The 13032-nt window shown below is 54.5% G+C and carries 16 protein-coding genes; 8 read left to right on the forward strand and 8 right to left on the reverse strand.

All coding sequences use genetic code 11. From position 1 onward, the window contains the following. Positions 1-129: 129 nt before the first annotated feature. On the reverse strand, positions 130-1191 hold the full coding sequence (locus B2U47_RS03080) for an alkene reductase (protein ID WP_296678479.1): 1062 nt from the start codon (positions 1189-1191) through the stop codon (positions 130-132). Between the two features lie 79 nt (positions 1192-1270). After that, entirely contained in the window at positions 1271-3034 is a 1764-nt protein-coding gene (locus B2U47_RS03085) for an assimilatory sulfite reductase (NADPH) flavoprotein subunit (RefSeq protein WP_296678481.1), read from the reverse strand. A 201-nt stretch (positions 3035-3235) separates the two neighbouring features. Between B2U47_RS03085 and B2U47_RS03090 the strand changes: the two genes are divergently transcribed. The 4 genes from B2U47_RS03090 to B2U47_RS03105 all read left to right on the forward strand — a co-directional run bounded on the left by B2U47_RS03090 (position 3236) and on the right by B2U47_RS03105 (position 5770). After that, entirely contained in the window at positions 3236-3793 is a 558-nt protein-coding gene (locus B2U47_RS03090; protein ID WP_296678483.1) for a hemerythrin domain-containing protein, read from the forward strand. A 148-nt stretch (positions 3794-3941) separates the two neighbouring features. Beyond that, positions 3942-4496, forward strand: coding sequence for a hypothetical protein (locus tag B2U47_RS03095; protein WP_296678485.1), 555 nt, complete (start codon positions 3942-3944; stop codon positions 4494-4496). A gap of 13 nt (positions 4497-4509) precedes the next feature. Continuing rightward, the gene (gene truC, locus B2U47_RS03100; RefSeq protein ID WP_296678487.1) at positions 4510-5313 is read left to right on the forward strand and encodes a tRNA pseudouridine(65) synthase TruC; all 804 of its coding nucleotides are present in this window, start codon (positions 4510-4512) and stop codon (positions 5311-5313) included. Next, positions 5261-5770 carry a hypothetical protein gene (locus tag B2U47_RS03105; protein ID WP_296678489.1) on the forward strand — a complete coding sequence of 170 codons (510 nt, stop codon included), beginning with the start codon at positions 5261-5263 and terminating at the stop codon, positions 5768-5770. Before truC ends, B2U47_RS03105 begins: the two co-directional genes overlap by 53 nt. Here the strand turns inward: B2U47_RS03105 and B2U47_RS03110 are convergent. Continuing rightward, positions 5739-6659, reverse strand: coding sequence for an ROK family protein (locus tag B2U47_RS03110; protein WP_296678491.1), 921 nt, complete (start codon positions 6657-6659; stop codon positions 5739-5741). The two genes, B2U47_RS03105 and B2U47_RS03110, sit on opposite strands and share 32 nt — an antisense overlap. Before the next feature lie 95 nt (positions 6660-6754). Between B2U47_RS03110 and B2U47_RS03115 the strand changes: the two genes are divergently transcribed. Next, a complete protein-coding gene (locus tag B2U47_RS03115; protein ID WP_296678493.1) occupies positions 6755-7675 on the forward strand; it encodes a hypothetical protein in 921 nt (306 codons plus the stop codon). Here the strand turns inward: B2U47_RS03115 and B2U47_RS03120 are convergent. Then, positions 7628-8572 (reverse strand): DNA cytosine methyltransferase, encoded by a 945-nt coding sequence (locus tag B2U47_RS03120; RefSeq protein ID WP_296678495.1) that lies wholly within the window; start codon positions 8570-8572, stop codon positions 7628-7630. The genes B2U47_RS03115 and B2U47_RS03120 overlap by 48 nt on opposite strands. A 193-nt stretch (positions 8573-8765) precedes the next feature. Between B2U47_RS03120 and B2U47_RS03125 the strand changes: the two genes are divergently transcribed. Beyond that, positions 8766-9716, forward strand: a complete 951-nt coding sequence (locus B2U47_RS03125; RefSeq protein ID WP_296678497.1) for a sigma-54 interaction domain-containing protein — start codon at positions 8766-8768, stop codon at positions 9714-9716. A 16-nt stretch (positions 9717-9732) separates the two neighbouring features. Here the strand turns inward: B2U47_RS03125 and B2U47_RS03130 are convergent, their stop codons facing one another. From B2U47_RS03130 to exbB, 3 genes are read right to left on the reverse strand one after another with little or no spacing between them, the layout of a single operon-like run. Beyond that, complete coding sequence (locus tag B2U47_RS03130) at positions 9733-10479, reverse strand: energy transducer TonB (RefSeq protein WP_296678499.1); 747 nt, start codon at positions 10477-10479, stop codon at positions 9733-9735. Next, positions 10476-10865, reverse strand: a complete 390-nt coding sequence (gene exbD, locus B2U47_RS03135; RefSeq protein WP_296678502.1) for a TonB system transport protein ExbD — start codon at positions 10863-10865, stop codon at positions 10476-10478. Before exbD ends, B2U47_RS03130 begins: the two co-directional genes overlap by 4 nt. Next, the gene (exbB, locus tag B2U47_RS03140) at positions 10862-11296 is read right to left on the reverse strand and encodes a TonB-system energizer ExbB (protein WP_296678504.1); all 435 of its coding nucleotides are present in this window, start codon (positions 11294-11296) and stop codon (positions 10862-10864) included. The genes exbD and exbB overlap by 4 nt, the downstream gene beginning before the upstream one ends. A gap of 141 nt (positions 11297-11437) precedes the next feature. Between exbB and B2U47_RS03145 the strand changes: the two genes are divergently transcribed. Together B2U47_RS03145 and B2U47_RS03150 are read left to right on the forward strand one after the other, a co-directional pair. Continuing rightward, on the forward strand, positions 11438-11716 hold the full coding sequence (locus B2U47_RS03145) for a HypC/HybG/HupF family hydrogenase formation chaperone (RefSeq protein ID WP_296678506.1): 279 nt from the start codon (positions 11438-11440) through the stop codon (positions 11714-11716). 95 nt (positions 11717-11811) lie between these two features. Further along, positions 11812-12450 (forward strand): C40 family peptidase, encoded by a 639-nt coding sequence (locus B2U47_RS03150; RefSeq protein ID WP_296678507.1) that lies wholly within the window; start codon positions 11812-11814, stop codon positions 12448-12450. Between the two features lie 53 nt (positions 12451-12503). On the opposite strand, the gene B2U47_RS03155 is transcribed toward B2U47_RS03150, so the two are convergent. Next, entirely contained in the window at positions 12504-13022 is a 519-nt protein-coding gene (locus B2U47_RS03155; protein WP_296678509.1) for a copper chaperone PCu(A)C, read from the reverse strand. Positions 13023-13032 lie beyond the last annotated feature (10 nt).

Here is a 13032-nt window from a genome sequence, read left to right on the forward strand (position 1 = left end):
TGAATGCGAGGCAGTATCCGTGAAATCTTAAAGCGAAAAAAACGATATAATTCGATATAAATATCTTTAAAATAGATTTGTTATTGTTGCAGCGATGAATCAATGTTTGCAACAATAACGCGCTTTCGCCTACGCAAACGGATAATCCGTATACCCCACTGCCGGATCAGCCAGCCCCACCCCGTAGAATGTCTGGAAATCGGGCGGGTTCAGCGGCAGGTTTGCCTGCAAACGGTGCGGCAAATCGGGGTTGGCAATAAAGGTTTTACCGAAAGCGACCGCATCGGCATGGCCCGCCTCCAGCATTTGCTGGGCACTGGCAGCATCAAAGCCTTCGTTGGCGATGAAAAAGCCACCGAACGCCTGTTTCAGTGCCGGGCTAATGCTGTCTGCTGCCAGGTGTTCGCGGGTGAAAATGAAGGCAATCTTGCGCTTGCCCAGTTCTTGCGCCACATGGGTGAACGTTGCCAGCGGGTTGGAATCACCCATCGTGTGTGCATCGCAACGCGGCGCAAGGTGCATTCCGACCCGTGACGCGCCCCATACCTCAATCACGGCATCGGTGACTTCCAGCAGCAGCCGCGCACGGTTTTCCAGTGAGCCGCCGTAAGCATCAGTGCGCTGGTTGGTGCTGTCTTGCAGGAACTGGTCAAGCAGATAGCCATTTGCACCGTGGATTTCCACCCCGTCAAAGCCTGCCAGTTTGGCATTCTCTGCACCCTTGCGGTAAGCGGCGACAATGCCCGGAATTTCGTCGGTTGCCAGCGCACGCGGCACTGCGTAAGGTTTCTCCGGGCGTATCAGGCTGACATGCCCTTCCGCCGCAATCGCGCTGGGGGCAACCGGCAATTCACCCTGCAAATAGCTCGGATCGGAAATGCGCCCGACGTGCCAAAGCTGCAAGAAAATCAGCCCGCCAGCCTGATGTACTGCATCGGTGATTAGTTTCCAGCCTTCGACTTGTTCTGGTGACCAGATGCCCGGCGTATCAGGGTAGCCAACGCCCATCGGGGTGACGGAGGTGGCTTCGGTCAATAGCAAGCCTGCGCTGGCGCGTTGCTGGTAATACTGCGCCATTAGCGCATTGGGTACACGCCCTGCGCTGGCGCGGCAACGGGTGAGCGGTGCCAGGATCACGCGGTTGCGTAAGGTCAGGTCGCCAAGTTGGGCGGAATCGAATAAGGTGGTCATGCGGGTGCTCCCTGTTATGCTGGATAGCAGGGAGCTTAGCACGCCTGTGCCAGTACCGTTATTTACCGTTGGTCAAAACTTAATACACGTCACGTTGATAACGGCGTTCAGCCAGCAATTGCTCCAGCCACTCTACCGCTTCCTGTGCAGTTCTGCCGCTGTGGGTTGCAACAATGTCCACCAGTGCCTGCTGTACATCTTTCGCCATGCGGTTCATGTCGCCGCACACGTAGACATGCGCCCCCTCCTGCAACCATTGCCACACGCTTGCTCCCTCTTCCCGCAAACGCTGTTGCACATAGATTTTCTCGGCTTGGTCGCGTGAAAACGCCACGCTCATGCGCTCCAGCGTGCCATTGCCCAGCAGTTGCTGCCATTCGGCCTGATACAGGAAGTCGGTGCGGAAATGCTGTTCACCAAAGAACAGCCAGCTATTGCCCCGAATACCTTGTGCCTCGCGCTCGAACAGGAAACTGCGGAACGGGGCAACGCCCGTGCCTGCGCCAATCATGATGATTTTGCTCTGCGGGTCGGTAGGCAGTTTGAAATGTGGGTTGGGTTTAAGGTGCACACTCGCTGTTTCCCCCGCCTGCAAACGCGCCAGCCAGTTGGAGGCAGCACCACAATGCTGGCGGGTCTGGAACGTGTATTCCACCCGTTTGACCAGCAAGTGGACTTCATCCGGGTGTGCTGTCGGGCTGGAGGCAATCGAATACTGGCGCGGCTGCAAGGGGCGCAGCAGATCCACCAGTTGCTGGGCGGACAGTTTCCCGGAAAATTCGCGTAACACATCCAGCCAGTCCGCCGCGTACAACCAGTCCTGCATGGCATTTTTGTCTGCCGCCGCCGTCTGCAATTCCGGGTGATTGATCAGGTGAGCATAGCTGGTGAGTTGGCGACGGGTGACGCCAGTCAATTCGCGCTGATGACGCAAGGCGCTGTAAAGGTCAGTCGTTGTACCATTTGATTGCACTGGCGTGTTGCCGGATAAGCCAGTCAGTTGCAGGATTTCATCCACCAATGCCGGGTCATTGTCGAATGCTACCGCTAGAATATCACCGGGTTGGTAGGCGATCCCTGAGCCTTCCAATGACAGTTCCAGATGCAATACTTCTTTGTCCGAACCGGTATCCGTCAGCACGATGCTGTTGAGCAATTCCGCCCGAAACGGGTTTTCAGCGGTGTATTCGCTGGCTTGTATCACCTGTTTGACCAAGGGATTAAGGTTGAAATGGATACTGTTGCCGGTGTGGGTTGCGGGTGTTTTGGCGGCGACTTGCTGCTGCCATTGCGTGGCGGTACTGGCAAAATCGACATCGCAGTCGACCCGCTCCAACAGACGGGTTGCCCCCAGTTCCGCCAAACGCTGATCCAATAGCAAGCCGGTTTGGCAGAATTCTTCGTAGCTGGAATCACCTAGCGCCAAGACGGCGTATTCCAGCGTATCCAGACGCGGCGCACGTTCTGCTTGCAGGAAGTTGCAGAAGGCACGGGCATCATCCGGTGGTTCGCCATTGCCGTGGGTACTGATAACCAGCACCACGCGCTGTTCCTGTTTCAATTGTTGTGGGCGGTAATCCTTGAGGTTGACCAGTACCGCGCCCGCACCTTGCGCCTGCAAACGTGCCAGCAGTTGTTCGGCGATTTTTTTGCCATTGCCGGTCTGGCTGCCGTAGAGGATGGTGGTTTTCAGTGTACCACTGGCAGTAACAGGCAGAAGGTCAGGCGTATCGAACTGATGGGTTAACCCGGACAGATAGCCGCTGACCCACGCGAGTTGTGCTGGAGACAGGCCACGCACTGCACCGGATACCTGTTGAAATTGCTGAGGACTTAGCAGCATGTTACTGCTCCTTGAATAATGATGTGCGCTGTAGTATCGGCAATCATTGAAAGCGAAAAAAGCGATATTATTCGATAATATTATTCCTATAAAGCATAACTGGTTTTGGCATTACCTGTTCCCGTGGTTACGCAATTCACTTATGCTTGATGTGCAATGCATCATTTCCCGCCTCCCTTCCACTTGTCGAGGAGTATTTCCATGCACAAGATCATGTCTGACTTGCATCAGGATCACGTCAATCTGGCTAAGCTGCTGACGTTGCTGGCACAACAGGTAGAAAAGCTGGCTGCTGGCGATGAGGTCGATCTGCTGTTGATGTCCGATATTGCCGATTACATTCGCCGTTATTCCGATCAGATTCACCACCCCAAGGAAGATGAAATTTACCGTGTGTTCCGCGCCTGTTCCAACGAGGCTGGTGAGCTGGTAGAAGCTCTGCTGCTCGAACACCAGCAGTTGCCGGACGTGACGCTGGATTTCCAGAAAGCATTGGAAAGCGTCATCAATGACACTGCGATCCTGACTCGGCAGGAATTACACGACCAGATTGTAGCTTTCATTTCCACCCAGCAAGCCCATCTGGATGCGGAGGAAGGTGGTTTGTTCCCGCTGATCAACACTACCTTTCAGGCTGCTGACTGGGCTGTGGTCGAACAGGGGATACAGGAACACGCGGCTGACCCGCTGTTTGGTGTGCACATCATGGATCGTTACCGTAACCTGCACCAGTTGATGAAAGAACGCCAGCGGGCATGATGTGTTGCCCAAACGCGGGGAAACGAGCCGCCGGTCTGTTTCCCGCCGGGGTTTGTTCCGTTCGGCATGAAAAGCCAACATAATTCGTGCCTGCACTATAATAAGCCAGAAACAAACCATAAAACCCCGTGAGAGAGGAGCAAACCTAATGAATAGCGCAGTCTTTATCAAGACTCCGAAGGGTGTGCAAGAGATTGAAACCAAAGCCAATGGTCTTTCCACCATTGAGCGCTGGGTGCTCATTTACATTGATGGCAAGCGTACACTTGAAGACCTGAAAACCTTGCCGCGTGTCAATGACCTGCATGGCATTATTACCATGCTGGAGGGCGCAGGTTACATTACCCCGCTGAACGGAGCTTCCGCTTCGTCAACACCTGTACCCGCCAGCCCTGTTGTAACCCCGGTCGCAACTCCTGCTGTCAGCCAGCCTGCGTCTACCACTTCCGCATCCATTTTCCGTGAGTTGCCTGCAACCTTTGATTCCGCCAAGTTCGGCATGGCAAAGAATTTCATGATCAATACTCTGAACACCTTCCAAGGGTTTTACGGGGTAACAGCACTAGTGCGCAAACTTGACCACTGCCAAACCCATGAAGAGCTACGCGGCCTGTATGATGAGTGGTACAGTGCAATCATTGGCACACGCCAAGGGCTGAAGCAGGAACGGACGTTGCGGGAAAAACTGTTGGCAGTACTCTGATCCCGGTGTGGTCATGCTTGACGTTATCCACCACGATACCCACCTCGTAGCCATCAACAAACCTTCGGGCTTGCTGGTTCACCGCAGCCTGATCGACCGGCATGAAACACGGTTTGCCATCCAGATGACCCGCGACCAGATTGGGCAGAAAGTCTACCCGGTACACCGGCTCGACAAACCTACCTCCGGGGTGTTGTTGTTTGCACTCGATAGCGAAACTGCCCGCCTGCTGACGGAACAGTTCACCGCCGGGCAGGTACGGAAAACCTACCTTGCCATCGTGCGTGGGCATACCGTAGAGTCCGGCTGTATCGACCATCCACTCAGGGAAGAGTTGGACGCACTGGCTGATGCCAACGCCACGCAGGATAAACCAGCGCAGCCTGCCGTGACCCATTACCAGCGTCTGCTGGCATTTGAACTGCCGTTTGCGGTTGACCGTTACCCGTCCAGCCGTTATTCACTGGTGGAATTGCAACCCAAAACAGGGCGCAAGCACCAGCTTCGCCGCCACATGAAGCATGTTTCCCATCACCTGCTGGGTGATACGACCCACGGTAATGGCAAGCACAACCAGTTTTTCCGCCAGCAATTTGCCAGTCAGCGGCTGTTGCTGCACGCTGCCCGCCTGCAATGCATCCACCCGCATAGCGGAATGCCCCTGATACTGGATGCCCCTTTGCCTGCTGATTTTGCTCAAGTGGTACGTTTATTGCTTCCTTTTCAGTGCGAAGCGATAAACACAACAACACCACGAGGTTCAAATGGAAAGGAATTCATCGCTCACCTTGCACCAGATGCTGGATCGTCTGGCTGAAATCCTGGTACACAAGCAAACAGGGACATTTTTCATTGCCACCGACATGAACAGTTCCTGCCGATTTTTCATTGAAAGCGGTAAGCTGACCCACTGCACCCACCGCCGCGATCACGGCCCCAGTGCTATTGTCAGCCTGTTGGAAGCCAGCGGCGGCTCCTGTTCTTTTTCCGAAAACCAGCGTATTCCCTTCCGCCCAGAGGCCGCCATCGACCACCAGCTTGGTTTGCAAGCGCTTGGAATTCAACTGGTTATTCCTCCCAAACCGGCGTCAATCCCGGAAGCCTTGCCTGTACCGGAAAAAACGGCAGTACCACCCCGCCAAAACCGTTTTTACCGGGGTGGCGGATTTGAACCGCAAGAAACAGCTTCGGTGGAATTGACGGTTGCCCGTCAGGAAGTGACACAAAATGCCCAGCCACACGTCAACAACCGCTTTTACCGAGGAGGTAGCTAGCACCCAGCCAGGCTGCACCCCGCACGCCGCTGGAATCCCCAAAACGGGGCGGCAGCAAGCGGGTGCTGACATGATCGGAAAACACATAACGCCCCCAACGTTGCGGTATGTTGAGATAAAGTCGGGCAATATTCGACATGCCGCCCCCCAGCACAATCACGTCAGGGTCAAGGATATTGATGATGTGAGCAAGGCTTTTCGCCATGCGTTCTTCGTAAGCCTGCATCACCTGTTCCGCCACTGTATCGCCGTGGTCAGCCAGTTGCACGATGTCGGCAGCCTTGCGGGTGAGAGACGTTGCCTGCCTGTATTCTGTCTCGAAACCGGGGCCAGAAAGCCAGGTTTCAATACAGCCGTGTTTACCGCAGTAGCAGGTTTTGCCGGGTAATTCATCCGCCACCGGCCAGGGTAGAGGGTTATGCCCCCATTCGCCACCGATGGCATTTGCACCGGTCAACACCTTGCCATGCACAACCACACCCGCACCAGTACCGGTTCCCACAATCACGCCGAATACAACGTTTGCACCTGCCGCCGCCCCATCAGTTGCTTCGGAAAGGGCAAAACAGTTGGCATCGTTTTCAATACGGATGGTGCGCTGCAACAGGTCAGCGAGGTCAGTGTGTACCGGTTTGCCATTCAGTACCACCGAATTGGCATTTTTCATCAGGCCAGTAGCAGGTGAAATCGCACCGGGTGTGCCAATCCCCACGCTACAGGTTTGGCCTGCGTATTGCTCTGCTTCCTCCACCAGTTGGCGGATGGTGTGCAAGGTCGCATCATATTGACCTTGCGGTGTGGGCAGGCGCTTGCGGAACAGTTCCTGCCCTTGCCGATCCAGCAGCAGGGCTTCGATTTTGGTTCCACCGAGGTCGATTCCGATATGCATGTGAGACTACCTGTGAAAAGTACGGAGACATGTTGTAGTAGGAATGTTCATTTGGTGCAATAATTGGACACAATTAAAACATTAGGATAAGGGCCATGACCGTTGTTGTTGCAGAATATCTGGGTATCAGAACAGACGTTGGCATCGCCATCACGCCTGTAACTGTAGCTTCCCGCCCCAAAATTCCTTGTCCTTTTCGGAATGCTCACTGCGACAAAGCTGCACGCGGCAACAAACCTGTTTGTTCGGTACGGGATGTAGATTCGCAGGAACTGTGGATTGTTTGTTCCCATCGACTGTGTGCAACCTCGCCCAAAAACTCCCCACTGAATGAACACCAAAAAGGCATTCTGCACCAAGTTGCCCAAACCATTTTTAGCCCTGAAATTGGCAGAAACGAAGTATTGGTCAAACGGGAAACACCCATTCCAATCACCGAAGAAAGTGATTACTCAGCCGATTACGTGATGTGGCGAAGCCATCCAAATCTAGCTTCATTGGCAGCCCCCGATCGTCCTGTCATTTTGGAAATGCAGGGTGGTGGCGAAACCACTGCTACCGGGGAATTGACCCGCCATATCGACCAATGGGAAAAATTACCAACACCAACTACCGACATACTGGCTCAGCCGGTGAAAAAAACCGCGCCACTTGTAACAAATGCATGGCGCAGGCAACAGGAACAGTTTCTGGTAAAAGGCAATGTGGCAATGATGACGGGTGGACGCATGGTGTTCTGCATTGGATCCATGATTGAGCGTTACCTGATGCCACGCTTGCGGGAAACTATCCAGTTCCGGGATTTGCGAGGCAGCAACTGGACACTGGCTCTACTGACATTTGTGGAAGATACCGAAGTCATGGAACGGCCTGCTTGCGCCCCTGATTCCATTGCTCTGAAAATCGACATGGAGAGGTCACTGTTTACCAACTACGGTTCATTCGTACAGGCTATCACCAATCAGGGTTCACCCTGCAACAGCCTGTTTGCCGAACCCTACATCGCGCTGGAGTGAGGCTTGCCACTCGGCATCAACAGCCAGCAGGCGACGACCAATCCACTCCACCACATGTACACAAACGGCATTGCCTACCGCCCGGTAGCGATTTCCGTCCAACCCGGAGGAAACCCCTGAAGCTTCTCGCACTCGGAAGGCATCAAGCGCCTGACATACAGCATCCGCGCTTCCCCGGCTGTCGAGGGTGTAGGATTCGCCGTCGTTGCGGTAGCCTTTGGCTTGGGGGCCTGCTGTTGGCTTGCGGCCAATGCCTGCGTGCTGGATAGCATAGCAATCTGATTCCTGATCGCTGTCTCCAGATTCTGTGGCAAAGGCTTCTTTCTGGCCGATGCCCGCCCGATAAGCGATTGCAAGTGGGCCTCGCTCAAAAAGTACTTCAGCGGAGCGGAGGTTTCCAAGACTTGCGACAAGGTACACACGGCGACGGCGTTGGGGTGTTCCAAAATATTTTGCATCGAATACTCGCCACGAAACGCCGTACCCGAGTTCATCCAGCTTTTCGAGCAAAACCCGGAAATCCTTGCCTTCGTGGCTGTTAAGCAGACCGGGGACGTTTTCGATGATGACCCAACGGGGTTTTCTAGCGGCAATGAGTGCTGCATACTGGAAGAACAATCCACTGCGTTCACCTTCTAATCCTTTGCGCTTGCCTTGGTTGGCAAGGGACAAGTCTTGGCAAGGAAACCCGCCGCACCACACGTGGGTATCAGCGGGAACATCGTTTGGCTGAACTGTATTGATGTCACCATACAATGGAACATCTGGCCAGTGCTTTTTCAATACTTGCTGGCAAAAGGCATTGACTTCGCACTGGAAAACGACTTGCATTCCAGCCCGCTCCATGCCCAAGTCAAACCCGCCGATCCCGGCAAAAAATGACGCCACTTTCAACATAACAACTCTTGAATAACAACCATGACAGATGATAGACCGTGCAGCCTATATCAAACAATAACAGCCATCGGTTCGTGGATACCGGTAACAGCTCATGTGTTATTCATGACAAACCTGAACTATGTCATGACAATACCGTGTGGTTTGTGTTAACAATATGCTGCTTATGCATTTAAACCATTGAATCACGGGCATGACCATGCAGTTTGACGATATTCTCACCCGCTCCCCGATAATGGAAGCTGTATTGCGTTCCGCACACCTGATTGCACAGACGGATGCCAGCGTGCTGATCACGGGCGAATCCGGTACGGGCAAGGAACTGGTTGCTCATGCCATGCACGCTGCCAGCCCGCGCAGAGCCAAGCCTTTCATCACGGTGAACTGTGCAGCCTTGCCGGAAAGTCTGGCAGAGTCGTTGCTGTTTGGGCATCGTAAAGGTGCATTTACCGGGGCAGACAGCCATCAGGCGGGTCTGATTGGTGCAGCGGATGGTGGTACGTTGCTGCTGGATGAAATCGGTGAATTGCCTCTCAACCTGCAAGCCAAGCTGTTGCGTTTCCTTGAATCCGGCGAGGTTCTGCCGCTGGGGGATTCTCGCCCCAAATACTTGGATGTACGTGTTTTTGCCGCAACCCATCGTGACTTGTACGCGATGGCGCAAACCGGCGAATTCCGGCTCGACCTGTTCTATCGTCTCAATATCGTTCCCGTGGAATTGCCACCCTTGCGTGAGCGCCGCGAAGATATTGAGCTGCTGACAAAGCATTTCCTGCACCAGTTTGCGACCCAGCACCGTTTGCCGATTGCTGCCTTGGATCGGGATGCCCGTGTGCACTTGGCGCGTTATGCGTGGCACGGCAATGTAAGGGAACTGCGCAACCTGTGTGAACGCCTGAGCATCCTGCTGGCAGGACGCGAGATTGCCCTGACCAATCTGCCAACGGATATGCGCACCCCAACACACGCCGCAAGCAGCACCTTTAACCTGCCGGAAACCGGGGTGAATCTGGAGGATCTGGAGCGTGACCTGCTGAACCAAGCGCTGGAACGTACCGGCAACAACAAGACCCATGCTGCCAGACTGTTGGGTATCAGCCGCGATGCCCTCAATTACCGCCTGAAAAAGAATCTGATGGCGTAGTACGCGGTGGGCTGTTTCAATCCAGCCGGAAATTCACGGTTACACTGAACGTCCACTGTGGCTTGTGGATTTCCGGCGGGAAGGGCAACGCGCCTGAAGCAGCGCTGACTGCTTGCAGTGCCGCCTTGTCCAGCCAGTCATTGCCCGCACTTTTCGTCACATGAGCGCCAGTAATGTTGCCATTCGGCATCACGGTGAACGACACCACCACTGATCCTTCTATTTCTTCCTTTGCTGCCATGCGCGGGTATTGCTTGCGGGTGGCAATCAGGTTTTGCAGGCGGGCTTTGTAAGCAGCTTCTGCTGCCTTGTTGTCGGCAACTTCGGCAGGTACTGCTGTGCGCGGTTCGGGAACTGGCGGAGGCGCAGGCACTGATGCAGGGGAGGGTACAGCGGCAGGTTTCACAGGCTTCGGCTGGGGCGTTGGCGGTTGAACCGGTGGTGTATCCATCGGGGGCGGTTCCGGTTTTGGCTTGGGTTTTTCAACCGGCTTGGGTTGCGGTTTGGGTTTGGGCTTCTCGACCGGTTTGGGTTTTTCAACCGGTTTGGGTTCTGGTTTGGGTGGTGCTGCGACTGGCGGAGGGGCGGGTGGCTCAACCGGCGCTGGCGGGGCAGGCACGAATTGCGCCAGTGACAATTGCACCGGCTGGGGTTCGCCCATTTTCCCCGGTTTGTCTTGCCACAACATCACGGGCAATGCTGCCAGCAATACGGCAGTGTGTACCAAGGCCGAAACGCCGTAACCCGTCAGATGGTATTTCACGGTGTTTGCTCAGCCTGGATAGACATCTTCTCAAACTTCCCGGCTTTCAGCACATCTACTACCGCGATGAAATGCTCGAATGCAGCAGCTTTGTCCACCCGCAGGATAATGGGCATGGTGGCGGCATGGGCTTGATGCGGTTGCAATTGCTCCGCCAATGTTTCCGCCGTCACGGGGTTGCCATCAAGGAATATCTGGTTGTGTGCATTGATGGCAATTTCCAGGCTGTGTTCATTGCCTTTGGCTTGCTCGCTTTGCTCCGCCTTGGGCAAATCCACCGGGATCAGCCCTTGTGAAATGAATGAGGCGGTGGTCAGGACAATCGCCAATAGCACCAGCATGATGTCGATGAAAGGGATCATGTTGATTTGATCAAAGCGTTTCATGCCTTGCAGCCATCCTTCCATGCCTGCCAGCGAGCGACCTGAACCTCGACCTTGCGTAGCAGGGCGTTGTAAAACAGGATCGTCGGAATTGCCACCAGCAAGCCTGCTGCGGTTGCTTTCAGTGCCAATGCCAGCCCCAGCATGATGCCGTTGACATCAATTTTGCCGCCTTGCCCCATGCTGTAAAAGGTGATCAGAATGCCAAGAACCGTGCCGAGCAGCCCTACATAAGGCGCATTCGAGCCAATGCTGGAAATGGTGGTGAGGTTGCGGGTCAGGTCAATTTTCAGGGTTTCGATGTGGTCGAACTGTTGTACCTGGACACGGTTGAGGTAGAAATAGCGCTCAATGACCAATGCCAACATGATGAAGCTCATCAGGCCGAGTGTGCCGAGTACCAGATAATCCAGATTGGCTTGCAGAAATTCCATTCGTTACCTTCGTCAATAGGGTGGCAGGCAAACCCGGTCATTTTACTCCAGTGGGTGGAGCGCGTAACTGTGTGATTTGACACATCGGGCAGCCGGGTTCAGTATTGTGGCGGCAGACTCAATCCAAAGTGAGGTTCGTACATGTGTATCGGCATTCCCGTGCAGGTAATCGAAGACCGTGATCTGGTGGCCTTGTGCCGGGGGCGCAACGGCGATGAAATCGTCAACATGATGCTGACCGGCTCGCAGCCTGTCGGAACCTGGGTGCTGAATTTCCTGGGTTCGGCGCGGGAGGTCATCAGTGAACAGGATGCTGCCTTGATCAACAGTGCACTGGATGGCTTGCTGGCTGCGGTCAATGGTGAAACTGACCTGGATCGGTATTTTCCCAACGTGTCTGAAATCACACGCCCCTCATAGCGCCTGTTCCGCGCCTCAGGTCAGGAAAACACTGGCGAAACCACTCCACCTCTCCAACACTGTTAAGCAGACAAGAGGCGATGGAGGTGTCTTTCATGTTAAGTAACAAGATGTTGGCTTTGAAATATTCCCTGCTGGGGTCGGCGATGCTGACGATGGCAGGTTGCAGTTCCATGCCGCGACAGGCGTTGCCATTCCAGCAGACCTCAGACCCGGACGGCAAACAGAAAAAAGCCGAGAAAGCGGTTTCACAGCAGCATAAAACCACCCTTCAGAAACCCCAAGTTGCAGCTATTCCAACCACGCAGGATGCCAGCAAGCCCGCGACCACCTTGGATAAAGTGGCTTTCTGTGCTTTGCGCCAGCGTGGCACGCAGTATTGCTGGGGGGGGAACACCCCGATGAAAGGTTTTGATTGCAGTGGCCTGACCCAGTATTCCTTCCAGCAAGGTGCGGGGGTCAATATCCCGCGTACTGCGGCTGCCCAATATGCGGCTGCGGTAAAAGTCCCACAGGAACAGGCACAAAAAGGCGATCTGGTCTTTTTCAGGACACGCGGCAAAAAGGTGAGCCATGTGGGTTTGTATCTGGGGCGTAACCAGTTTGTGCACGCGCCGCGTGCAGGCAAGAGCATTACCACCAGCAAGCTGGAAGGTTACTGGAAAAAACGGTTGGTAGGTTTTGGGCGTATTCCGGGGGCGTGCCGCCCGCTTGTCCCCAGTGCTACTGCTTAGAAAACAAGGGGTGCACAAGCACCCCTTGAAGGACAACACTAAATCAGAATAGCTTAATGGTGTTGCATTCCACCTGCTCCGGCAGGGGGAGTGATGTCCTTGATGGATGCGTTGACGGTGGTAGTGCTGCCGTCATCAAAAGTCAGGGTGAGTGCAGCATTTTCACCGGGTTTCAGTTCCTGTTTCAGGCCAATCAGCATGATGTGCAAACCACCGGGTTTCAGTTCGGTAGTGCCTTTGGCTGGCACGTCAATTTGTGGGATCTGGCGCATTTCCATAACCCCGTTGTTGTTGGTATGGGTATGCAGTTCCACGGTTGCCGCTACCGGGCTGGTGGCCGACTTGACACTGCGGGCAGTATCAGAAGTGTTTACCAGCGTCAGGAATGCGGCGCTGTTGGCTTGCCCTGCCGGGACAGCGCGTGCGAAAGCATTCTCTACCTTGATGCTGCTGGCTGCGGTGCTTGCGGCTTGAGCGGCTGGAGCCTTTTTGGGTGCTTCGTTATCTGCCTGACAGGCCGTGGTCAGTGCCAGAATGCTGCCCAGAACGGCAGCCCGGAATAATGGTTTCATGTTTGTACTC

Source organism: Thiothrix sp. UBA5583, from assembly GCA_002425225.1.
In the GTDB taxonomy this organism is placed as follows: domain Bacteria; phylum Pseudomonadota; class Gammaproteobacteria; order Thiotrichales; family Thiotrichaceae; genus Thiothrix; species Thiothrix moscowensis.

Bases quoted from the DNA above. Each gene is read 5' to 3' on its own strand.
- exbB (WP_296678504.1), bottom strand. From the start codon at position 11,296: ATGGAATTTCTGCAAGCCAATCTGGATTATCTGGTACTCGGCACACTC.
- B2U47_RS03145 (WP_296678506.1), top strand. From the start codon at position 11,438: ATGTGTATCGGCATTCCCGTGCAGGTAATCGAAGACCGTGATCTGGTG.
- truC (WP_296678487.1), top strand. From the start codon at position 4,510: ATGCTTGACGTTATCCACCACGATACCCACCTCGTAGCCATCAACAAA.
- B2U47_RS03095 (WP_296678485.1), top strand. From the start codon at position 3,942: ATGAATAGCGCAGTCTTTATCAAGACTCCGAAGGGTGTGCAAGAGATT.
- B2U47_RS03110 (WP_296678491.1), bottom strand. From the start codon at position 6,659: ATGCATATCGGAATCGACCTCGGTGGAACCAAAATCGAAGCCCTGCTG.
- B2U47_RS03105 (WP_296678489.1), top strand. From the start codon at position 5,261: ATGGAAAGGAATTCATCGCTCACCTTGCACCAGATGCTGGATCGTCTG.
- exbD (WP_296678502.1), bottom strand. From the start codon at position 10,865: ATGAAACGCTTTGATCAAATCAACATGATCCCTTTCATCGACATCATG.
- B2U47_RS03085 (WP_296678481.1), bottom strand. From the start codon at position 3,034: ATGCTGCTAAGTCCTCAGCAATTTCAACAGGTATCCGGTGCAGTGCGT.
- B2U47_RS03150 (WP_296678507.1), top strand. From the start codon at position 11,812: ATGTTAAGTAACAAGATGTTGGCTTTGAAATATTCCCTGCTGGGGTCG.
- B2U47_RS03080 (WP_296678479.1), bottom strand. From the start codon at position 1,191: ATGACCACCTTATTCGATTCCGCCCAACTTGGCGACCTGACCTTACGC.
- B2U47_RS03090 (WP_296678483.1), top strand. From the start codon at position 3,236: ATGCACAAGATCATGTCTGACTTGCATCAGGATCACGTCAATCTGGCT.
- B2U47_RS03155 (WP_296678509.1), bottom strand. From the start codon at position 13,022: ATGAAACCATTATTCCGGGCTGCCGTTCTGGGCAGCATTCTGGCACTG.
- B2U47_RS03125 (WP_296678497.1), top strand. From the start codon at position 8,766: ATGACCATGCAGTTTGACGATATTCTCACCCGCTCCCCGATAATGGAA.
- B2U47_RS03120 (WP_296678495.1), bottom strand. From the start codon at position 8,572: ATGTTGAAAGTGGCGTCATTTTTTGCCGGGATCGGCGGGTTTGACTTG.
- B2U47_RS03115 (WP_296678493.1), top strand. From the start codon at position 6,755: ATGACCGTTGTTGTTGCAGAATATCTGGGTATCAGAACAGACGTTGGC.